This window comes from Labedella gwakjiensis (genome assembly GCF_003014675.1).
Lineage (GTDB): Bacteria > Actinomycetota > Actinomycetes > Actinomycetales > Microbacteriaceae > Labedella > Labedella gwakjiensis.
On record NZ_PYAU01000001.1, the window covers coordinates 3,570,207 to 3,591,526 of the forward strand.

15 protein-coding genes and 1 riboswitch are annotated in these 21,320 nt (G+C 68.7%); of the genes, 5 read left to right on the forward strand and 10 right to left on the reverse strand.

Features of this window, described 5'->3' with window-relative positions:
- Positions 1-46: 46 nt before the first annotated feature.
- The 3 genes from CLV49_RS16835 to dinB all read right to left on the reverse strand — a co-directional run bounded on the left by CLV49_RS16835 (position 47) and on the right by dinB (position 2,515).
- Positions 47-679, reverse strand: coding sequence for an ECF transporter S component (locus CLV49_RS16835; protein ID WP_106564574.1), 633 nt, complete (start codon positions 677-679; stop codon positions 47-49).
- A gap of 36 nt (positions 680-715) precedes the next feature.
- A riboswitch (TPP riboswitch) is annotated at positions 716-825 on the reverse strand.
- Between the two features lie 15 nt (positions 826-840).
- Entirely contained in the window at positions 841-1,209 is a 369-nt protein-coding gene (locus CLV49_RS16840) for a spore germination protein GerW family protein (RefSeq protein ID WP_106564575.1), read from the reverse strand.
- Positions 1,210-1,261: 52 nt separating this feature from the next.
- A complete protein-coding gene (gene dinB / locus CLV49_RS16845; RefSeq protein ID WP_106564576.1) occupies positions 1,262-2,515 on the reverse strand; it encodes a DNA polymerase IV in 1,254 nt (417 codons plus the stop codon).
- A 115-nt stretch (positions 2,516-2,630) separates the two neighbouring features.
- Between dinB and CLV49_RS16850 the strand changes: the two genes are divergently transcribed.
- A complete protein-coding gene (locus tag CLV49_RS16850; RefSeq protein WP_106564577.1) occupies positions 2,631-3,194 on the forward strand; it encodes a TIGR03086 family metal-binding protein in 564 nt (187 codons plus the stop codon).
- A gap of 99 nt (positions 3,195-3,293) precedes the next feature.
- On the opposite strand, the gene gatB is transcribed toward CLV49_RS16850, so the two are convergent.
- The 6 genes from gatB to CLV49_RS16880 form a co-directional block, all read right to left on the reverse strand.
- Positions 3,294-4,796, reverse strand: a complete 1,503-nt coding sequence (gene gatB, locus CLV49_RS16855; RefSeq protein WP_106564578.1) for an Asp-tRNA(Asn)/Glu-tRNA(Gln) amidotransferase subunit GatB — start codon at positions 4,794-4,796, stop codon at positions 3,294-3,296.
- Positions 4,796-6,307 (reverse strand): Asp-tRNA(Asn)/Glu-tRNA(Gln) amidotransferase subunit GatA, encoded by a 1,512-nt coding sequence (gene gatA / locus CLV49_RS16860; protein ID WP_106564579.1) that lies wholly within the window; start codon positions 6,305-6,307, stop codon positions 4,796-4,798. The genes gatB and gatA overlap by 1 nt, the downstream gene beginning before the upstream one ends.
- Complete coding sequence (gene gatC / locus CLV49_RS16865) at positions 6,304-6,603, reverse strand: Asp-tRNA(Asn)/Glu-tRNA(Gln) amidotransferase subunit GatC (protein ID WP_106564580.1); 300 nt, start codon at positions 6,601-6,603, stop codon at positions 6,304-6,306. The genes gatA and gatC overlap by 4 nt, the downstream gene beginning before the upstream one ends.
- Positions 6,604-6,663: 60 nt before the next feature.
- The gene (gene ligA / locus CLV49_RS16870) at positions 6,664-8,997 is read right to left on the reverse strand and encodes an NAD-dependent DNA ligase LigA (RefSeq protein WP_106565183.1); all 2,334 of its coding nucleotides are present in this window, start codon (positions 8,995-8,997) and stop codon (positions 6,664-6,666) included.
- A 132-nt stretch (positions 8,998-9,129) separates the two neighbouring features.
- Positions 9,130-10,254 (reverse strand): tRNA 2-thiouridine(34) synthase MnmA, encoded by a 1,125-nt coding sequence (mnmA, locus tag CLV49_RS16875; protein ID WP_106564581.1) that lies wholly within the window; start codon positions 10,252-10,254, stop codon positions 9,130-9,132.
- A 40-nt stretch (positions 10,255-10,294) separates the two neighbouring features.
- A complete protein-coding gene (locus CLV49_RS16880) occupies positions 10,295-11,518 on the reverse strand; it encodes a cysteine desulfurase family protein (protein WP_106564582.1) in 1,224 nt (407 codons plus the stop codon).
- A gap of 60 nt (positions 11,519-11,578) precedes the next feature.
- On the opposite strand from CLV49_RS16880, the gene glgX reads away from it, so the two are divergent.
- Both glgX and ybaK read left to right on the forward strand, forming a co-directional pair.
- Entirely contained in the window at positions 11,579-13,627 is a 2,049-nt protein-coding gene (glgX, locus tag CLV49_RS16885; protein ID WP_106564583.1) for a glycogen debranching protein GlgX, read from the forward strand.
- Positions 13,624-14,118: a Cys-tRNA(Pro) deacylase gene (ybaK, locus tag CLV49_RS16890; protein WP_106565184.1), complete on the forward strand. Its 495-nt coding sequence runs from the start codon at positions 13,624-13,626 to the stop codon at positions 14,116-14,118. Before glgX ends, ybaK begins: the two co-directional genes overlap by 4 nt.
- Before the next feature lie 27 nt (positions 14,119-14,145).
- On the opposite strand, the gene glgP is transcribed toward ybaK, so the two are convergent.
- Positions 14,146-16,719 carry an alpha-glucan family phosphorylase gene (gene glgP, locus CLV49_RS16895; protein ID WP_106564584.1) on the reverse strand — a complete coding sequence of 858 codons (2,574 nt, stop codon included), beginning with the start codon at positions 16,717-16,719 and terminating at the stop codon, positions 14,146-14,148.
- Positions 16,720-16,823: 104 nt separating this feature from the next.
- Here glgP and CLV49_RS16900 point away from each other — a divergent pair, with 104 nt between their 5' ends.
- Together CLV49_RS16900 and glgB are read left to right on the forward strand one after the other, a co-directional pair.
- Complete coding sequence (locus tag CLV49_RS16900) at positions 16,824-18,992, forward strand: alpha-1,4-glucan--maltose-1-phosphate maltosyltransferase (RefSeq protein ID WP_424978071.1); 2,169 nt, start codon at positions 16,824-16,826, stop codon at positions 18,990-18,992.
- Between the two features lie 89 nt (positions 18,993-19,081).
- Positions 19,082-21,256: a 1,4-alpha-glucan branching protein GlgB gene (gene glgB, locus CLV49_RS16905; RefSeq protein WP_243696679.1), complete on the forward strand. Its 2,175-nt coding sequence runs from the start codon at positions 19,082-19,084 to the stop codon at positions 21,254-21,256.
- Positions 21,257-21,320: the final 64 nt, after the last annotated feature.

Here is a 21,320-nt window from a genome sequence, read left to right on the forward strand (position 1 = left end):
GCGTGCCTCCAGCCCCAACCGGTCGCGGTGATGCGCGCTCCTCCGGTCATACGTCCCGCCGCGCGTCCCTGCCCACGGCGAATCGGCTGAGCGCACCCGACGCAGCCAGGGCACGGACCAGAAGCCAACCGAGCACGCCGGCCAGCAGAGCACCGGAGACAACGACCGACGACAGGTAGATGACGTTGAACGTCGCGCTCTTCTCGATGTTCCCGGTGAAGAACTCGAAGAGCCACGCCGCGGCACCCGCGCCGATTCCCGCGAGGGCGGCCGTGACGACACCGAAACGACGGTAGGCGAACGCCGCGAAGACGAGTTCGGCGCCGAGACCCTGCACGATGCCGGAGTACACGGTCGAAACGCCCCAGACGTTGCCGACGAGCATCGACACGACGGCGCCGATCAGTTCGACCAGAAGCGCGGCCCCCGGCTTCCGGATGACGAGCCCGCCGATCACGCCTCCGATGAGCCAGATACCCACGGCGACGCCGCCGAAGCCCGGCGTGACTGCGTCGGCCGTCTGGAACCAGAGGTACCCGACGGTGTTCCAGAACCAGAAGATGAGGCCTGTCGCGACGCCGAGGACGGCAGCGATGACGATGTCGATGACCCGCCACCGCAGGGACCGTTCCGAACGGTCGGTCGACGATGAATCGATGGACGATGTTGTTGCGTGCACGTGACGTGCCCCTCTCGATGAGTGGATAGGGCACGGGTGATGAGATGTCAGACTCCCTGCGCTGGCATGATCCAGATCAGGTTCGACGGTCGAAGGTTGAGGACCTTCCTCTCAGCCCGGCTCACCGGACTCCCGTGTTCATCGCAACTATAGCGCGCAGCTCACCGCTTGAGCGCCTTGATGATCAGGCTGAGGGCCTTGCCGGTGACGGCGATGAGCGGCACCGAGACGATGATGAGCGAGATGACATTCGGTTCGAACCGGACTGTTCCCGATTCCGAGACGTAGGCGCCGACGGGCCACGAGTAGCCACCGCCCCCGCCGCCCGCACCCGAACCGCCGACCTTTCCCGTGGTCTTGTCGCCCGAAGCGCCGTCTCCGGTGCCCTCGCCCTCACCCGCGCCGAAACCGAAGACGCTCACGGCGACGGGAACGATGGTGGAGCCGTCGAGGTCGACGGGGTCTCCGTAGACGGATTTGACTCCGATGGTGCGGAAACGGTCTGCGAGGTCGAGCGCTGGGTTCGTCATGATGCCACGCTACCCGCGCGCACGGGCACTTCCAAGGGGTCGGAACCGCGAATCAGTCGTCGGGGAAGGGCGCCGTCCGTGGGCCTCCTGCGCCGCCGGACGGCTCCCTCAGAAGCGATGCCGGGGCGAGTGCCGACGAGCCGAAACGCTTTCGCACCGCGTCCACGGAATTCTCGGCCTCACGCCAGTCCTCGTCGGGGTCCCACAGCAGTGCCCCGTCTCCAGCCGGCGAGAGGTGCTCCGCCCGGATGCCGATGAGTCGGACCGGTCGGAGGGGCCGAAGCCCGTCGAGGAGGGACACCGCCTCCTCGTGCAGCCGACGGCCGACGGATGTCGGCTCCGGCAGGGTGTGCGATCGCGACAGCGTCGTGAAATCCGTCCAGCGCACCTTCAGGCCGATCGTGCGGGCGACCCAGTGGCGTTCGCGGAGGCGGACGGCGACCTTGTCCGCGAGCCGGAGGAGCTCCACCCGCAGCTGACCGATGTCGGTGATGTCGGTGTGGAACGTGACCTCGTGGCCGATACTCTTCTCGATCCGTGTCGTCTCGACGGACCGCGGGTCGAGACCGAGAGCGAGGTCGTGCAGCTTGTTCGCGCCCGCGTTGCCCACGGCGCTCCGGAGAGCAGCGATCGGCACCTCGGCGATGTCGCCGATCGTTGCGAGCCCGAGACGGCGCAGGGACTCCTCCGTCGACGGCCCGACCCCCCACAGTGTGCGGATCGGCAAGGGGTGCAGGAAGGCGAGGGTGTCAGCCTTCGGGACGACGAGGAAGCCGTCGGGTTTCGCCCGCGTCGACGCCATCTTGGCGACGAACTTGGACGCGGCGACGCCCACCGAGCAGGTGAGACCCGTCTCGCACTCGACCCGTTCGCGAACGAGCGCTGCGATCTCTGCCGGAGAGCCGAGCAGACGACGCGCACCGGAGACGTCGAGGAACGCTTCGTCGATGCTCAACTGTTCGACGAGCGGAGTGACGTCGGAGAAGATACGCATCACTTCACCGGAGAAGTGAGAGTACGCCGCGTAGTTGGGCGGCACGACGACGGCATGAGGGCAGAGCCGGAGCGCTTTGGAGACCGGCATGGCCGCGCCCACGCCGAACTTCCGAGCTTCGTACGTGGCGCTCGTGACCACGGAACGTCCGTCGCGGTGGCCGATGATGACGGGGAGACCTCGGAGGTCCGGTCGATCCAGGAGTTCGACAGAGGCGAAGAACGCGTCCATGTCGATGTGCAGGATGGGAGTCTCCGAATCGTCGGCGGAGCCGACGGTGACCTGCCGTCCTGCTCCGTCGTCGCGACCCATGGATCCATTGTCCCATCGGCCACCGACATCGCGGCCGTCCACGGTACCGCGCGGGAGGGAATGCGGGCGCCCACGCAGCGTTGCTTTTCCGTAAGCTCGACTTCAGGAGGCGACGATGTACGGATACGAGGAATGGCTCGAGTTCCAACGAATGGCGGGCGAAGAATTCGGTCGACGCGTCCGACGCATCACCGACTGGACCGCCCCCACTCCCGACGACGACTGGGACGTTCGGGCGCTCGTGGCTCACGTCACCGAGGAGCAGCAGTGGGTGGGTCCGCTCCTCGACGGACGCTCCCTCGCACAGGCCCGACTCGTCGTCGAACCCCTCGGCGACGACCTCGTCAGTGAATGGGAGCGGCACCATGAGCGCGCCTCGCAGGCGTGGCGCGCCCATGACGAGCGCCAGCACGTCCAGCTCTCTTCCGACACGGTCACGGCGCTCGCCTACCTCACCGAGCAGGTATCGGACGTCGCCATCCACACGTGGGACCTGGCACGTGCGATCGGCGACGACGAGCGCCTGCACGACGATCTCGTCGAAGCGGTCTGGACCGTCTTCGCCCCGCAGCGGGAGACCCTGCAGGCGAGCGGCCTCTACGGCGCGCCGATTACCGTGCCGGAGGACGCTCCTCTCCAGTTCCAGCTGCTCGCCCTCACGGGACGCAACCCGGCCTGAGCCGCAGGACCGCCGCCCGACGCGATCGGAGCGCCGCCCACAGCAGTGGGAGACGCTCCGATCGTCGTTCGTCGGACGGCCGCCAGTGGCGGACCGTCATCACACCTGGCCGGCGCGCTCCAGAATGAGTTCACGCACGCGGGCCGCATCCGCCTGGCCCCGCATCGCCTTCATGACCGCTCCGATGACGGCTCCGGCCGCCTGGACCTTGCCGTCCTGGATCTTCGCGAGCACGTCGGGCTGGGCCGCGAGGGCCTCGTCGATCGCGGCGATGAGGGCTCCGTCGTCCGACACGACAGCCAGTCCCCGGCCATCGACGACCTCTTGCGGCGTGCCTTCGCCGGCGATGACGCCCTCGAGAACCTGTCGGGCGAGCTTGTCGGTGAGGGTGCCGGCGTCGACGAGCCGCGCGAGCTCCGCGACGTTCTCCGGGGAGATGAGCGAGGAGGCCTCGACACCTCCGGCGTTCGCGAGCCGCGAGATCTCCCCCGTCCACCACTTACGCGCCGCGGCGGGCGTTGCCCCGGCGGCGATCGTCAGCTCGACCTCGGCGACCAGTCCGCCGTTGGCGACGTCCTGGAACTCGAGGTCCGTGTAGCCCCACGACTCCTTGAGCCGGCGGCGACGGATGGCAGGCGCCTCGGGAAGTGCGGCACGGAGCTCCTCGATCAGCTCGGCCGACGGCACGACGGGAAGCAGATCGGGCTCGGGGAAGTAGCGGTAGTCGTCCGCGTCGCTCTTCGGCCGACCGGCAGACGTCGACCCGGTGTCCTCGTGCCAGTGCCGCGTCTCCTGCGTGATCGTCCCGCCTTCGGCGAGGATCACGGCCTGGCGCTGGATCTCGTATCGCACGGCGCGCTCGACCGAGCGTAGGGAGTTGACGTTCTTGGTCTCCGTCCGCGTCCCGAGCTTCTCCTGGCCGCGAGGGCGCAGCGACACGTTCGCGTCGCAGCGCAGGTTGCCGCGCTCCATACGGGCGTCCGAGATGCCGAGCGCGATGACGATGTCGCGGATCGTCGACACGTAGGCCTTCGCGAGCTCCGGCGCATCGTGCTCGGCGCCGTAGATCGGCTTCGTGACGATCTCCACGAGAGGCACACCCGCGCGGTTGTAGTCGACGAGCGAATACTCGGCACCCTGGATGCGCCCGGTCGAGCCGCCGACGTGCGTGAGCTTGCCGGCGTCCTCCTCCATGTGCGCGCGCTCGATCGGGATCGTCCGGACGCTGCCGTCGGCGAGCTCGACGTCGACCTGGCCCTCGAAGGCGATCGGCTCGTCGAACTGCGAGATCTGGTAGTTCTTGGCCAGATCCGGGTAGAAGTAGTTCTTGCGCGCGAACCGCGAGCTCGGCGCGATGCTGCACCCGAGCGCGAGACCGAGGCTGATCGAGTAGCGCACGGCCTGCTCGTTCACGACCGGGAGGGAACCCGGGAGGCCGAGACACACGGGTGAGACGTTCGTGTTGGGAGCGTCGCCGAAGCCGTTCGGAGCCGACGAGAACATCTTGGTCTTCGTGTTGAGCTCGACGTGCACCTCGAAACCGAGCACCGGCTCGAAGAGCTCGAGCGCCTTGTCGAAGTCCATCAGGCGATCCTTCGCCATCACTTGCCTCCCAGTTCCGGTGCCTCGGCGAGGAGGCCATGTCCCCACTGCTCCAGGAGCAGCGCTTCGAGTGCCGCACCCGCGCGGTACAGACGGGCGTCCTCGCGGAGCGGCGCCATGATCTGGAGTCCCACGGGAAGGCCGTCCTCCGGAGCGAGTCCGATAGGCACGCTCATCGCGGGGACTCCCGCGAGGTTCGCGGGGATCGTCGCGATGTCGTTGAGGTACATCGCGAGCGGGTCGTCGAGCTTCTCTCCGAGACGGAACGCCGTCGTGGGCGCGCTCGGGCTCACGAGCACGTCGACCGACGTGAACGCCTGCTCGAAGTCGCGCTGGATGAGCGTGCGGACCTTCTGGGCGCTGCCGTAGTAGGCGTCGTAGTATCCGGCGCTCAGAGCGTAGGTGCCGAGGATGATGCGCCTCTTGACCTCGGGGCCGAAGCCGGCCTCACGGGTGGCCGACATGACCTGCTCGACCGTGCCGCCACCCGGAGGTGTGACCCGCATGCCGAATCGCACGGAGTCGAACTTCGCGAGGTTCGAGGAGGCTTCAGCCGGCAGGATGAGGTAGTACGCGGCGATCGCGTACTCGAAGTGCGGTGCACTGACCTCGACGAGCTCGGCACCGTTGCGCTCGAGGAGAGCGAGTGCTTCCTCGTAACGACGACGCACCCCGGCCTGGAAGCCGTCGCCGTTCAGCTGGGAGACGACGCCGACGCGGAGGCCTGCGAGCGAACCCCCCGACGCGCCCTCACGGGCTGCTGCGGCCATCGATGGCCACTCGTCACGCAGGGAGGTCGAGTCGAACGGGTCGTGGCCGCCGATGACGTCGTGCAGGAGACCGGCGTCGAGGACCGTGCGGGTCACAGGACCCACCTGGTCGAGGGACGACGCGAGGGCGATCGCTCCGTAGCGGCTGACGCCGCCGTACGTGGGCTTCACGCCGACCGTTCCCGTGACGTGCGCCGGCTGACGGATCGAGCCGCCGGTGTCGCTGCCGAGGGCGAGAGGGGCTTCGAAGGCGGCGACGGCCGCGGCCGAGCCACCGCCCGAGCCGCCGGGGATGCGGTCGAGGTCCCACGGGTTGTGCGTGGGTCCGTACGCCGAGTGCTCGGTGGAGGACCCCATGGCGAACTCGTCCATGTTGGTCTTGCCGATCGGGATGAGACCGGCGGCGCGCGACTTCGCGACGACCGTCGCGTCGAACGGCGACATGTAGCCCTCGAGGATCCGGCTCCCCGAGGTGGAGGGCATGTCGGTCGTGACGAGCACGTCCTTCACCGCCAAGGGGATCCCGGCGAGAGGACCGAGGTCTTCACCGGCTGCCCGGCGCTCGTCGATCGCCGCGGCGACGTCGAGCGCATCGGACGACACGTGGAGGAAGGCCGCGACCTCGCCGTCCACCGCCTCGATGCGGTCGAGGTGGGCGCGCGTGACCTCGACGCTCGAGACCTCGCCCGATCCGAGCAGGTCGGACAGCTCGCTCGCGGACTTACGGATGAGCTCGCTCACTGTTCCTCCCCCAGGATCGCCGAGACCTTGAACCGGTCCTCCGTACGCTCGGGCGCGTTGGCGAGAGCCTGCTCGCGCGTGAGCGTCTGTCCCACGACGTCGTCGCGGAAGACGTTCTCGAGCGGCACGGGGTGGCTCGTCGCGGGCACGTCTGGTGTCGCGACCTCCTGCACCTTCGCGATGCTGTCGACGATCTGGTCGAGCTCGCTCGTGAGGCTCGTGATCTCTTCGGGGGTGAGTGCGATGCGGGCGAGGTTCGCGAGATGTGCGACCTGCTCCTCCGAGATTTCGGACATGGATCTCCGTCAGATGGATGTCGGGGTGTCGCCCCATTCTAGGCCGTGGCGGGACGGCGCTCAGTCGCCCGTGGCCGCCTCGGTCGTCGCGTCGGCAACCGCGAGGTCGTCCATCGCGTCGTCGGCACCGCTCGGTTCGCCGCTCGTCTCGGAAAGGGCCCCCGGCCCCTCCGTCACGAGGAGGGCGAACTGTTCGGCGTCGATGATGCGCAGACCGAGCGACTCCGCCTTCGCGAGCTTGGAGCCCGCCCCGGGACCTGCCGCGACGAAGTCGGTCTTCTTCGACACGCTCGATGCGGCCTTGCCGCCAGCCGCGATGATCGCCTCGAGGGCGCCCTCACGGGTGAATCCCTCGAGTGACCCCGTGGCCACGACCGTGATGCCCGCGAGCACTCCGCCGGCGTTCGCGGCCGCTCCGGGACCGGGGTGTCCTGGAGTCTCGAACGGCACGCCGTCGGCGTACCAGCGGTCGATGATCTCCTGGTGCCAGTCGACCGAGAACCAGTCGATCAGGGCATCCGCGATGGTCGGACCCACGCCCTCGACGGCCGCGAGTTCCTCTCGGCTCGCCGACCGCATGGCGGCCAGGGAGCCGAACCAGTCGGCGAGGGCCCGCGCGGCGACGGGCCCGACGTGCCGGATGCTCAGGGAGACGAGGAACCGCCACAACGGCTTCTGCTTTGCACCGTCGAGGTTGGCGATGAGGTCGACGGCGTTCTTCGACGGAACGTGCGTCTCGGTGCCCTGGAAGCCCTCGGCCTCCGGGTCGAACGGGCCGTCGCTCTTCTTCCGCTGGCGTCGGAACGGGGTGTCCGTCTTCTCCGTGCCGTCGTCGCGGAGCTTGGGCAGCCCCGTCTCGTTGTCACGGACGATCACCTCGATCGGGAAGAGATCCGCGAGCGTGAGGGAGAACAGTCCGGCCTCGGTGTGGAGCGGCGGATCCTCCGGCACGATGGGCTGGGTGAGCGCGGCGGCGGAGACCTCTCCGAGGGCCTCGATGTCGAGGGCACCTCTCGAGCCGATGTGCTCGACCCGTCCCCGCACCTGCGCCGGGCAGCTTCGCGCATTCGGGCACCGCAGATCGACGTCGCCTTCCTTCGCCGGGGCGAGCGGGGTGCCGCACTCCGGGCAGTTCGTCGGCATGACGAACTCGCGCTCGGTCCCGTCTCGGAGCTCCACGACCGGACCGAGGACCTCGGGGATGACGTCGCCGGCCTTGCGCAGGACCACGGTGTCGCCGATGAGGACACCCTTCGCCTTCACGACGTCCTGGTTGTGGAGTGTCGCCTGGCGCACCTCGCTTCCCGCCACGCGCACCTTCTTCATGACGGCGAACGGCGTGGCACGACCGGTACGCCCCACGCTCACGACGATGTCGAGAAGCGTCGTGTTGACCTGCTCCGGCGGGTACTTGTAGGCGATCGCCCATCGCGGGGCCCGGCTCGTCGCGCCGAGCTCGTCGTGGAGCGCGAGTTCGTCGACCTTGACGACGACTCCGTCGATCTCGTGCTCGACCGAGTGGCGGTCTTCGCCCGTGCGGACGATGAAATCGGCGGCCTCCTCGACGGAATCGACCACGCGATAGTGACTCGACGTCGGCAACCCCCACGAGCAGAGCAGGTCGTAGACCTCCGACTGGCTCGACACCGGGGGGTTCGGCCACGCACCGATGCCGTGCACGAGCATGCCGAGGCTCGACAAGCGCCTCTCCATGAGCTCCATGGCCTTCGCGTTCTTGCCCTCGGCCTTCTGCCGCAGCGAGCCGCTCGCGGCGTTACGCGGGTTCGCGAACACACGCTCTCCCGCTTCGGCCTGCGCGGCGTTGAGTTCGCGGAACGCCTCGACGGGGAAGAACACCTCGCCGCGCACCTCGACGACCTCCGGGTGGGCATCTCCCTGGAGCTGGGTGGGGATGACCGACATCCGCCGCACGTTCTCGGTGACGTCCTCCCCCACGACGCCGTCGCCGCGGGTGGCCGCGCTCACGAGGCGCCCGCGTTCGTAGCGCAGGTTGATGGCGAGTCCGTCGATCTTCAGCTCGCACAGCCAGCGGATGGGCCGACCGCTGGCCGCGACGACCTTGCCGGCCCAGACCTCGAACTCCTCGCGGGAGAACACGTTGTCGAGGCTCAGCATGCGCTCGAGATGCGTGACCGGATCGAAGAGGGTCGTCTGCGCGCGGCCGCCGACCGTCTGCGTCGGGCTGTCCTGGCTCTGCAGCGCAGGGAAGAGCCGCTCGATCTCGTCGAGACGCCGCAGCATCGCGTCGTATTCGGCGTCGTCCACGAGCACCTCGTCGCGCTCGTAGTAGGCGTCCCGCAATTCGAGGATGCGCCCGGTGAGCCGGTGGGACTCTTCGGCCGCCTGCTCCGGAGAGAGGTCTGCCGGGTCGATCTCCGAGCCGCTTGAGTCGCCCGTCACGGCGTGGGTGTTCCCCGATTCGTCTGTCGCGTTCACGCGTCAAGTCTAGGGACGGCCACCGACACTCTCAGGGGGTGGCGCGGTCGAGGGACCACCGTGCGGCGGTCAGGCGCCGGCGGTGACCGGAACGGCACTCACGGTGCGGTCGATGGTGAACTGACCGAGCACGCGCGTCCCGAGGTACACGACAGCCGTCTGCCCGGGGGCCACTCCATCGAGCGGAACATCGGGGACGACGACGAACTCGATCCCGTCGGCTCCCTCGACGACGCGAGCCTCAGCCGGCACGGGGTCGGCGTGCGCGCGGATCTGGACATCACAACGGAACGCCTCGCCCGCGTCCTCCACCGGAGCTCCGGCCCACGAGAAGCGTCGGCCTCCGATCTCCGCGATCGCGAGAGCCTCCTTCGGTCCGACGACGACCTCGTTGGTCTTCGGCCGCACCTCCAGGACGAAACGGGGCTTGCCATCGTCCGCCGGCACCCCGAGTCGGAGCCCGCGGCGCTGCCCCACGGTGAATGCGTGGGCTCCGTCGTGGTCGCCGACGACCCGGCCGTCGCGATCGAGGATGGAGCCCGTCTCCGCACCCACACGCTCGGCCAGCCAGCCGCGGGTGTCGCCGTCGGGGATGAAGCAGATGTCGTGGCTGTCCGGCTTCGCCGCGACGCTCAGGCCGCGAGCGGCGGCCTCCGCCCGGACGACGGCCTTCGACGGCGTCTCTCCGAGCGGGAACATCGAGTGCTCGAGCTGGTCGCCGGTGAGGACGCCGAGCACATACGACTGGTCCTTCGCCTCGTCGCTCGCTCGGTGCAGTTCGATGGAGCCGGCGGCCGAACGCTCGAGGCGCGCGTAGTGCCCCGTGCAGACGGCGTCGAAACCGAGATCGATCGCCTTCTCGAGAAGCGCTGCGAACTTGATCTTCTCGTTGCAGCGCATGCACGGGTTGGGGGTGCGTCCCGCCGAGTACTCCGCGATGAAGTCGTCCACGACGTCGAGCTTGAACCGCTCGGAGAAGTCCCAGACGTAGTAGGGGATGCCGATGAGGTTCGCCGCGCGCTGCGCGTCCATCGAATCCTCGATCGTGCAGCAGCCCCGGCTGCCGGTGCGGAGCGTGCCCGGCATCCGGCTGAGGGCGAGGTGCACCCCCACCACCTCGTGACCGGCGTCCACGGCTCGCGCCGCTGCGACCGCCGAATCGACGCCACCGGACATCGCCGCGAGAACCTTCATGGGTCCAGTCTACGGCGGGCCACAGCCGTCGGTCCGTGGCTCAGCGGAGCGCGACGTCACGCTCGGAGAGACCGGCCTTCCGCGCCGAGGCGATCACCCCGGGTATCGCGGTGAGGAATGCATCGACGTCGGCATCGGTGGTCGTACGACCGAGCGTCACCCGGAGAGCAGAGCGCGCCTCGTCCTCCGACCGCCCCATGGCCAGGAGGACGTGAGACGGCTCAGGCACTCCGGCCTGGCACGCCGACCCGGTCGAGACCGAGATCCCCGCCATGTCGAGCAGGAACAGGATCGAGTCGCCCTGACATCCGGAGAAGGCGAAATGGGCGTTACCGGGGAGTCGATCGGGTCCATCGAGCGGCGCACCGTTCACCCTCGTGTCCGGCACGGACGCGAGCACTCCCGCCACGAGCCGATCCCTCAGCACGCGCAGTCGCCGTCCTTCCGACGGAAGCTCGGCACGCGCGAGCAGCGCCGCACGGGCGAAGGCCGCCGCGGACGCCACATCCTGCGTGCCCGAACGGAGCCGTCGCTGCTGACCTCCGCCGTGCTGAAGCGGTTCCACCGTTGCACCCCGATGGAGCGCGAGCACCCCGATCCCCTGAGGGCCCCCGATCTTGTGGGCGGACACCGAGACCGCGACCGGTCCCGTCGCGCCCGTCGCTCCGGTCTCCGACCGCAGCGCGCGGAGGTCGAGCGGCACATGACCGTAGGCGGCCACCGCGTCGAGGTGCAGGGGCACGTCGGCCGCGACCGCGCGCACCGCGATCTCCCGGACGGGCTGGATCGTCCCGACCTCGTTGTTGGCCACAATCACGGTCATGACGGCGATCCGGCCGGCGTTTTCGGCGAGCACCCGGTCGAGGTGCGTGAGATCCACGGCCCCGTCGTCGAGGAGATCGACCCACGCGGCCTCAGCACCCTCGTGGTCCACGAGCCACTCCACCGCGTCGATCGTCGCGTGGTGCTCCCCCCGTGCCGCGACCACCACCGGTCGCTCGGAGTCGGCGTTGCGCGTCCAGTACAGGCCCTTGATCGCGAGGTTGATCGCCTCGGTCCCGCCCGAGACGATGAGCGCCTCGATCCCGTCCACCCCGAGTGTCGCTGCGATCGTCTCGCGCGCCTCCTCGAGTGTGCGTCTGGCCGCTTGCCCATGACTGTGGATCGACGACGAGTTGCCGATAGACGAGGCGACCTCCATCCACGCGGCGGCCGCCTCCGGGCGCAAAGGAGTGGTCGCGGAGTGGTCGAGATAGACCGGCATCGGATCGCCCTCCTCACAGCCGTAACGCCGACGACATTCGTCACCCCTACTGTAGAACGCATGACTGCCGCCGATCCCCTCCGCGACCTCGGTGTGAGGCTCACTTCCGGAGGCGGCGAGATCCGCGTCTGGTCGGCCAACGCCACGGCCGTGGAACTCGTGATCTTCGATGACACCGACCTCGACTGGATCGTCAAGACGGTCCCTCTTCAGGACGTTGGAGCCGGTGTGTGGTCGGCACGGACGCGCAGCCTCAAGGTGGGCACCCGGTACGCACTCCGCGCCGATGGGCCGAACGGTCCGAACCATGCCTTCAATCCGTCCCGGTTCCTGCTCGATCCGTGGGGCACCGGGCTCGTCCGCCGCAAGCCGGGGGTGTTCCGCTCCGCCGTGCCCGACACCGAGTTCGATTTCGGCGGCGTCGCCAAGCCGCGCATCCCCCTCGACCGCACCGTCGTGTACGAAGCCCATGTGAAGGGGCTCACCAGGCTGAGCCCGAACGTCCCGGAGGACCTGCGCGGGAGCTACGCCGGTCTTGCTCACCCGGACACGATCGCACGGCTGCTCGATCTCGGGGTCACGACGATCGAACTCCTCCCGATCCACGCATACGTCTCGGAGCAGCGACTCATCAAGCAGGGCCTCACGAACTACTGGGGCTACAACACCCTCAACTTCTTCACGCCCCACTCGGCCTACGCCTCGAAGCGCGCGCAGGCCGACGGCCCCTCCGCGGTGCTCCGTGAGTTCAAGGGAATGGTCAAGCTCCTCCACGAGGCCGGTCTCGAAGTCGTGCTCGACGTGGTCTACAACCACACGGCGGAAGAGGGGCCCGGCGGGCCCACGACGAGCCTCCGCGGCCTCGACAATGCGAGCTACTACCGACAGACCGCCGAGGGCCACTACATCGACACGGCGGGCACGGGCAATACCGTGAACTTCGCGACCGAGGCCGCTCAGCGACTCGTGATCGACTCGCTCAGCTACTGGGCGAACGACGTCCAGGTCGACGGCTTCCGCTTCGACCTGGCACCGGCGCTCGGGCGCGACGCGACGCACGAGTACCGCCGCGACCACCCGCTCCTCCGCCGGATCGTCGAGGACCCGCGCCTCGCGGACGTCAAGATGATCGCCGAGCCGTGGGACACCGGGATGGGTGGCTGGCAGACCGGCAACTTCCCCGACGGCTGGCACGAGTGGAACGACCGCTACCGCGACCGCGTCCGCAACTTCTGGCTCAGCGACGTGGACTACGCGCGGCGCGCGGAGCACGCCCCCGTCGGCATCGGCGGCTTCGCGACCCGCCTCACGGGATCCTCGAACACGTTCTCCACCGACCGCGGACCGCTCGCCTCGGTCAACTTCGTCACGGCGCACGACGGCTTCACCCTCGCGGACCTCGTGTCGTACGACGTGAAGCACAACGTGGGCAACGGCGAGTCGAATCGCGACGGGAGCGACAACAACCGCTCCTTCAACCACGGCGCGGAGGGCGACACCGACGACGAGGCCATCCTCGCCGTGCGCAGGAAGGCGATGCGCAACCTCCTCGGCACCCTGCTCCTCTCCGCGGGAATACCGATGATCACCGCCGGCGACGAATTCGGCCGGTCGCAGCGCGGTAACAACAACCCCTACTGCCACGACTCGGAGCTCACCTGGATGAGCCACAGCCTCCTCGACTGGCAGCAGGACCTCCGTGAGCACACGAAGCGTCTCCTGTCGTTGCGCGCGGAGAACCCGGCGCTCCGGCCGTCCCGGTACGGCCGTCCGGGAGAGACGACGCCGAGTGCGAGTCGCATGGACTGGTACGACGCCGACGGTGGAACGATGAGCGACGACGAGTGGACGCGGCCGGATCACCGCACGCTGCAGTACCTCGCGACCTCGACCCCGGAGACCGAGGACCTCAACCAGATCCTGCTCGTCGTCCACGGCATGGAGCGGCCGACCACCATCGCGCTTCCCCGGCACGAGGGCATCGCGTGCTATGAACTGCTGTGGTCGAGCGCCGACGAGCGTCCGGTCCACGAGATCTCGATGCACGAGCCCGGCTCACGCATGGATATCCCGGGAACGTGCGTGCTCCTGTTCCGAGCGGTGCCGTGAGTCGTTCCGCCCCACGTATCCCCGCCACGCCTGCGACGCGGGTACTCGACTCGGCACGGATCACCTGGAGCGGTCACGTCTACACCCACGATCCGGCCGTGACCGCCTACGGCCTCGAGGCTGCGACGGCTCTGGATGTTCCGATGGACAGGGTCTTCAAGACGCTCATGGTCACAGCGGACGACGAACTCCTGGTTGCGGTCATCCCGGTGGCCGAACGGCTCGACCTGGGGGCTCTCGCTTCCGCCGTGAGCGCGAAGCGCGCGGCCCTCGCCGACCGGGCTTTAGCCGAGAGGCGAACCGGTTACGTCGCCGGCGGCATCAGCCCACTCGGCCAGAAGCACTCTCACCGCACCGTGATCGACGCATCGGCCGAGCCTCACCCGACGGTCTTCGTGTCGGGAGGGCGCCGAGGATTCGACGTCGAGCTGTCACCGGCGGATCTGGTCGTACTCACGAACGCGAGCGTCTCCGCGATCACCGCGCCCTAGTGCCCCGGGACGCCGTGGCCGAGCCCGTCACCGCGCGACGGCGACGAGCCCCATCTCCACGTCGCTCGCCACGTCCCTGTGATGGGGAACGACACGCACGGTGTAGCCGAAGTTTCCCGAGCGCTCGAGGCGCAGCTCTCCTCCGTAGACGACACTCGTCTCTCCGTCGCCGCGTCCACTGGGACCGTCGACCGGCTGCAGCGGGAGCGTCGCGACGTCGGTGAGCTCGCCCTCCGCTGAGCCCGCACCGTAGACGAGTTCGACGCTCACGTCGTCCGGTGTCAAGCCACCGAGCGCGACGTAGGCGCGCAGCCGCAGCGTCTCCCCCACTTGCGGCGTGACGTCGAGCCCGCCCGATTCGACGTGACTGATCTCGACCCGCGGCCACGCCTCGACGACGCGGCGCTTCCACGCCGCGAGCTCGCGCGCCGGCTTGTACGAGGACTCGCTCAGTCGCTCAGCCGCGGCTGCAGCCGGCAGGTAGAGGGCGCCGACATATTGCCGCAGCATCCGGTCGGCACTGAGCTCCGGCGAGAGTGTGGCGAGCGAGTGTCGCATCGTGGCGAGCCATCCGTGTGGCAGCCCGGACTCGCCCCTGTCGTAGAAGCTCGGAACGATGTGGTGCTCGAGCAGTTCGTAGAGCGAGGCCGCCTCGATCCGGTCCCGTTCCTCCGGCGAGAGGTTCGCGGCCGCCGTGGGGATGGTCCATCCGTTCGCACCGTCGGCGAACTCCGCCCACCACCCGTCGAGCACCGACAGGTTCAGCGAGCCGTTGAGAGCGGCCTTCATTCCCGACGTGCCGCACGCCTCGAGGGGACGCAGCGGGTTGTTGAGCCACACGTCGGTACCCGGGAACAACGTCTTCGCCATCGCCATGTCGTAGTCGGGCAGGAAGACGATGCGCGAGCGCACCTCCGGCTCGGCCGCGAACTCGACGAGCTGCTGGATGAGGCGCTTGCCCTCGTCGTCAGCCGGGTGGGATTTGCCCGCGACGACGATCTGGATCGGTCTCTCGGGGTCGAGGAGGAGCGCGCGCAGACGGTCCTCGTCGTGCAGCATGAGCGTGAGGCGCTTGTAGGTCGGCACACGACGCGCGAAGCCGATGGTCAGGACGTCGGGATCGAGGACCCCGTGCACCCATTCAGGAACGACGCCGCCCGGGTTCTGCGACACCCAAGACGCCTCGACCCGCCGCCGGGCGTCCGCAACGAGCTCGGCCCGGAGGTGCCGCTTCGTCTCCCACAGGTCCGCGTCGGAGACCGCGTGGTCGCGCCAGTCGACCGACGTCGTGTCACGCGTGCCCCACGCCCGTTCGGCCAGGTCGGTGAGAGGCGTACTCGTCCAGGTCGCCGGGTGCACGCCGTTCGTGATGGACCCGATGGGGATGTCGTTCTCGTCGAACCCCGGCCACAGCGATCGGAACATCCGGCGGGAGACCTCTCCGTGCAACCGCGAGACGCCGTTCGCGCGCTGCGCCAGACGGAAACCCATGATCGCCATGTTGAACAGCCCTGGTCGCCCGTCCACTGCAGACTCGAGGCCGAGCGAGAGCACATCGCGCGACTCGACACCCGGGAGCAGTTCCGTGGAGAAGTACCGGGTGATGAGCTCGGGATCGAAGCGGTCGATGCCGGCCGGAACCGGCGTGTGTGTGGTGAAAACCTCGCCACCGCGCACCACTTCGAGGGCCTCCGCGAATCCGAGGCCCGCTCCCACGAGGTCGGAGATGCGCTCCAGTCCGAGAAAACCGGCGTGTCCCTCGTTCGTGTGGAACACCGTGGGCATGTCGGCGCCCGTCAGATCGCACCACTGCTTGATCGCCCGGACGCCGCCGATTCCGAGGAGCAGTTCCTGCCGGAGACGGTGCTCCTCCCCTCCGCCGTACAGACGGTCCGTGACCTGACAGAGGTCGGCATCGTTCTCCGGCACGTCGGTGTCGAGCAGCAGGAGCGTCACCCGCCCGACCCGCGCGACCCAGACGCGCGCATTGAGAGAGCGTCCGTCCGGCAGCGCGAGCACGATGTCCACGGGGGTGCCGTCGAGATGACGCAGGACGGAGAGCGGAAGACCGTCCGGATCGACGATCGGGTAGGTCTCCTGCTGCCACCCGTCGGCCGAGAGCGACTGGCTGAAGTACCCGGACCGGTAGAAGAGGCCGACCGCGACGAGAGGCACCCCGAGGTCGGACGCGCTCTTCAGGTGATCGCCCGCGAGGATGCCCAGGCCGCCGGAGTACTGCGGCAGGGCCGCCGTGATCCCGTACTCGGGCGAGAAGTAGGCGATCGACGTCGGGGCGGACTCGCCGAGGCCCTGGTACCAGCGCGGCTCGGAGAGATAGCGCTGGAGATCGTCCCGGAGCGCGTCCACGCGAGCGACGAACACGTCGTCGGCCGCGAGCTCGTCGAGCCGTGCTTGGGACAGAGAGGCGAACAGTTCGGCGGGGTCGCGAGCGAGTCGATCCTCCACGCCGTGAGCCATGTCGGAGAACAGCGCCACGGTCGGCTCATGCCAGACCCACCGCAGATTCCCGACAAGGGTCTCGAGCGCGGCGAGGCGTTCGGGGAGGGCTGGACGGACGGCGAAACGACGGATGGCCTTCACGCGCTCAGCCTAGACGAGGAGCGGAGTGTAGCGCGTCGGTGTTCACGCCCCCGAGCCCCGTCGCGCCCCTGCCGCTCGGGGTCGCGACCCGGTACGGTCGGAGAGTGGCTAAGAAGAAGGCCGGCACACCGGCCGCACGCGATGTCCAGTCGGCGACGACGCCGAAACGATCAGCCTCGGCCGCGGTGACGCCGCAGCCTCAGAGAACCGAACCGGAGGCCGCCGCGGCAGCCCCGACCCCGGAGCCGGCGACGACGAGCGGCACGTCGACGTCCTCGGCTCCCGCCACGGTCGGCAGACTGCCGATCCTCGGCGTGAAGCCCGAGGTCGAGGCAGGCCGCTGGCCGGCGAAGGCCTTCGCGGGCGAGGTCGTGTCGTTCGGTGCGACCGCGTTCCGCGAGGGACACGACCTCATCGGGGTACGCGCGCTCCTCACCTCCCCCACCGGCGCCCGGTCGACCGTGATCCTCGATCCCGGGGCGCCCGGAACCGACACGTGGGTCGGATCCGCCCGACTCGACGACGAGGGGACGTGGACGTTCCGCATCCTCTCGTTCGCCGACGAATTCGCGACGTGGCACCACAACGCGGAGATCAAGATCGACGCGGGGATCGACGTCGAACTCATGTACACGATCGGCGAGCAGCTGCTGACCGAGGCCGCCTCCGATGAGGGTCGTCCCGAGGACGAGCGCCGTCTGCTGTCAGATCATGCGGCGACCCTCGCCTCCTCGACCGACCCGGAGGCCCGTCGCGCTGTCCTCGACGACCCCGACCTCGCAGAGATCGCTCGGCAACGGCCGTTCATGGGGCTCCGCTCGGAGTCGGACGAGCGCTCCATCGTCGTCGAGCGGACCCGGGCAGGCTTCGCCTCCTGGTACGAGTTCTTCCCCCGCTCCGAAGGTGCGAAGAAGAACGCCGACGGCTCCTGGTCCTCCGGCAACTTCCGGACCGCGGCCGAGCGTCTGCCCGCCGTCGCGGCCATGGGATTCGACGTGGTCTACCTTCCGCCGATCCACCCCATCGGTCGCGCCTTCCGGAAGGGGCCGAACAACACCCTCGACGCCGGGCCGAACGACCCGGGCTCGCCGTGGGCGATCGGATCCGCCGAAGGCGGTCACGACGCCATCCACCCCGACCTCGGAACGGTCGCCGATTTCGAGGCATTCGTCGCCGCCGCCTCCGCGCTCGGCATGGAGGTCGCGCTCGACCTCGCGCTGCAGGCGTCGCCTGACCACCCCTGGGTCACCGAGCACCCGGAATGGTTCACGACGCTCCCGGACGGCACGATCGCCTACGCCGAGAACCCGCCGAAGAAGTACCAGGACATCTACCCGATCAACTTCGACAACGATCCGGAGGGCATTCGCGCCGAGGTCCTCCGCATCGTCCGCTACTGGATGTCCCTCGGCGTTCGGACCTTCCGCGTCGACAACCCCCACACGAAGCCCGTCGAGTTCTGGGAGTGGCTCATCGGCGAGGTCAACGCGTCGGACCCCGACGTCGTCTTCCTCGCCGAGGCGTTCACCCGACCGGCGATGATGCGCGCCCTCGCGAAGGTCGGATTCCAGCAGGGGTATTCGTACTTCACCTGGCGCAACACGCGCGAGGAGCTCGAGGAGTTCTTCGGGAGCATCTCGACCGAGACGGCCGACTACTACCGGCCGAACCTCTTCGTGAACACGCCGGACATCCTGACCGAGTATCTGCAGTTCGGCGGTCCCGCGGCCTTCACGATCCGCGCCGCACTCGCTGCGACCGCCGGACCGCTCTGGGGCGTGTACTCCGGCTTCGAACTCTTCGAGAACGTGGCGCGTCCGGGGTCCGAGGAGAACATCGACAACGAGAAGTACGAGTACAAGCCGCGCGACTACGCGGCGGCCGAGGCCGCGGGCTCGTCGCTTGGGCTGTTCATCGGCACGCTCAACCGTGTTCGACGCGAGCACCCCGCACTCGGTCAGCTCCGCAACCTGCGGCTCCACTCCTCCGACGACGACAGCATCCTCGTGTACTCGAAGCACCTGAGCGCCGAGCTGTCGCCGACGGGAACGGCTGACACCGTCATCGTGGTGGCCAACGTCGACCCGCACTCGGTGAGGGAGACGACGGTTCACCTCGACTCCACCGCTTTCGGCATCCCGAGCGGAACACCTTTCCGTGTGCGTGACGTCATCACCGACACCGTCTGGGAGTGGGGCGAGCACAACTACGTGCGTCTCGACGCCTTCACGACCCCTGTGCACATTCTCGAGATCCTGGAGGACCGACCGTGAGCACGATTCCCCCCATCCCTTCGCAGCCGACCGAGCACGTCACGGTATCCGCCCAGCGGTCCGCCCCTGACAAGGTCGCTTTACCGGAGCTGAGCGACGATCTCCTCGGGGCCGTCGCCTCCGGGACGCACCACGACCCGCATTCCGTGCTCGGCAGCCACCCCGTCGCGGCCGAGGGTGTCAGTGACGCACTCACGGTGATCCGCACGCGTCGCCCCCTCGCGACGCGCGTGGCCGCCATCCTCGATTCCGGGGCACGCGTCGAGCTGACGCACGTGCACTCCGGGATCTGGCAGGGCGCGCACGTGACCGGCCATCAGCCGTACCGTATCGAGGCGAGCTACGACGGCGGTCCCGACTGGATCGCCGACGACGCGTACGCGTTCGCTCCGACCATCGGCGAGCTCGATCTCCACCTGATCGGCGAGGGCCGCCACGAGCGCCTCTGGGACGTGCTCGGCGCGCACCACCGCACCCTCGGCACGGCCGATCGCGCCGTGCACGGCACATCCTTCACCGTCTGGGCACCGCACGCGAGTGCTGCGCGCGTCGTCGGCACCTTCAACGACTGGAGCGGCGAGGCGCACTCGATGCGCTCCATGGGAGGCTCCGGCGTCTGGGAGCTCTTCGTCCCCGACGTCGAGCCCGGTGCCATGTACAAGTTCCAGCTCCGCGGCCGGGACGGCGAGTGGGTGACGAAGGCGGACCCCCTTGCGCGGCACGCGGAGACGGCCGGGCTCACGGCATCGATCGTGACCGAATCGCACTACACGTGGAACGATGACGAGTGGATGACCGCGCGCGCGGCGAGCAACCCGCACGACGGCCCGATGAGTGTCTACGAGTTGCACGCTGGATCGTGGCGGCTCGGACTCGGGTACCGTGAGCTCGCCGACCACCTCATCGACTACGTCACGGAACTCGGCTTCACGCACGTCGAATTCATGCCTCTCGCCGAGCACCCGTTCGGCGGCTCCTGGGGCTACCAGGTCACGGGCTACTATGCGCCGACGAGCCGCTTCGGCAACCCCGACGACCTCCGCTACCTCATCGATCGACTGCATCAGGCCGGCATCGGCGTGCTCATGGACTGGGTGCCCGGCCACTTCGCCACCGATGCGTGGGCACTCGCCCGCTTCGACGGCGAGGCGCTCTACGAGCACCCCGATCCGCGCCGCGGAGAGCACAAGGACTGGGGCACGCTGATCTTCGACTTCGGTAACCCGCAGGTCCGGAACTTCCTCGTCGCCAATGCGCTGTACTGGCTCGAGGAGTTCCACGTGGACGGTCTGCGCGTCGATGCCGTCGCGTCGATGCTCTACCTCGACTACTCCAGGGAACCGGGCGAGTGGCTGCCGAACATCCACGGCGGCAACGAGAACCTCGAGGCCATCAGCCTGCTGCAGGAGGCCAACGCCACGGCATACCGGCGCAACCCCGGGGTCGTGATGATCGCCGAGGAGTCCACCAACTGGGGAGGGGTCACCGCCCCGACGAACGGCGGCGGGCTGGGCTTCGGCTTCAAGTGGAACATGGGCTGGATGCACGATTCGCTCCAGTACATCGCGAACGATCCCATGTGGCGCTCGTACCACCACGGCGAGATCACGTTCTCGTTCCTCTACGCCTACAGCGAGAACTTCCTCCTGCCGATCAGCCACGACGAGGTCGTGCACGGCAAGGGATCGCTCCTCGGCAAGATGCCCGGTGATCACTGGCAGAAGCTCGCCAACCTCCGTGCGTACCTCACCTTCATGTGGTCGCACCCGGGCAAGCAGCTCCTGTTCATGGGTCAGGAGTTCGGCCAGCTCAGCGAGTGGTCGGAGTCGCGCGACCTCGACTGGTGGATCCTCGACCAGCCGGCGCACCGCGGACTGCACTCCCTCGTGACACAGCTCAACCGCGTCTACACGGAGAACCCCGCGCTGTGGGCGCTCGACAACTCGCCCGCCGGCTTCGAGTGGCTCGACGGTGGCGACTCGACGCACAACATCGTCTCGTTCCTCCGACGCGACGGGAATGGCGACGAGATCGCGGTCTTCATGAACTTCTCCGGAGCGACCGTCGGTCCGTACCGGGCCGGTCTCCCCCAGGCCGGCATCTGGGACGAGATCCTCAACTCGGACGCCGGCGACTTCGGCGGCTCAGGCGTCGGCAACCTCGGGAGCGTCACGGCGCGGGACGAGCCGTGGGCTGGTCGTCCGGCCTCGGCGGACATCACCCTTCCCCCGCTCGCGGGCCTCTGGCTCAAGCGACGCCGCTGATCGGCTGAGAACCGATGAAGGGGCACGGCGACCGATGTCGCCGTGCCCCTTCGGTATCGAGCGG

Coding starts and splice junctions, on each gene's coding strand:
- CLV49_RS16840 (WP_106564575.1), bottom strand. CDS start 1,209: ATGACGAACCCAGCGCTCGACCTCGCAGACCGTTTCCGCACCATCGGA.
- dinB (WP_106564576.1), bottom strand. CDS start 2,515: ATGGGTCGCGACGACGGAGCAGGACGGCAGGTCACCGTCGGCTCCGCC.
- CLV49_RS16850 (WP_106564577.1), top strand. CDS start 2,631: ATGTACGGATACGAGGAATGGCTCGAGTTCCAACGAATGGCGGGCGAA.
- gatB (WP_106564578.1), bottom strand. CDS start 4,796: ATGGCGAAGGATCGCCTGATGGACTTCGACAAGGCGCTCGAGCTCTTC.
- gatC (WP_106564580.1), bottom strand. CDS start 6,603: ATGTCCGAAATCTCGGAGGAGCAGGTCGCACATCTCGCGAACCTCGCC.
- mnmA (WP_106564581.1), bottom strand. CDS start 10,254: ATGAAGGTTCTCGCGGCGATGTCCGGTGGCGTCGATTCGGCGGTCGCA.
- CLV49_RS16880 (WP_106564582.1), bottom strand. CDS start 11,518: ATGCCGGTCTATCTCGACCACTCCGCGACCACTCCTTTGCGCCCGGAG.
- glgX (WP_106564583.1), top strand. CDS start 11,579: ATGACTGCCGCCGATCCCCTCCGCGACCTCGGTGTGAGGCTCACTTCC.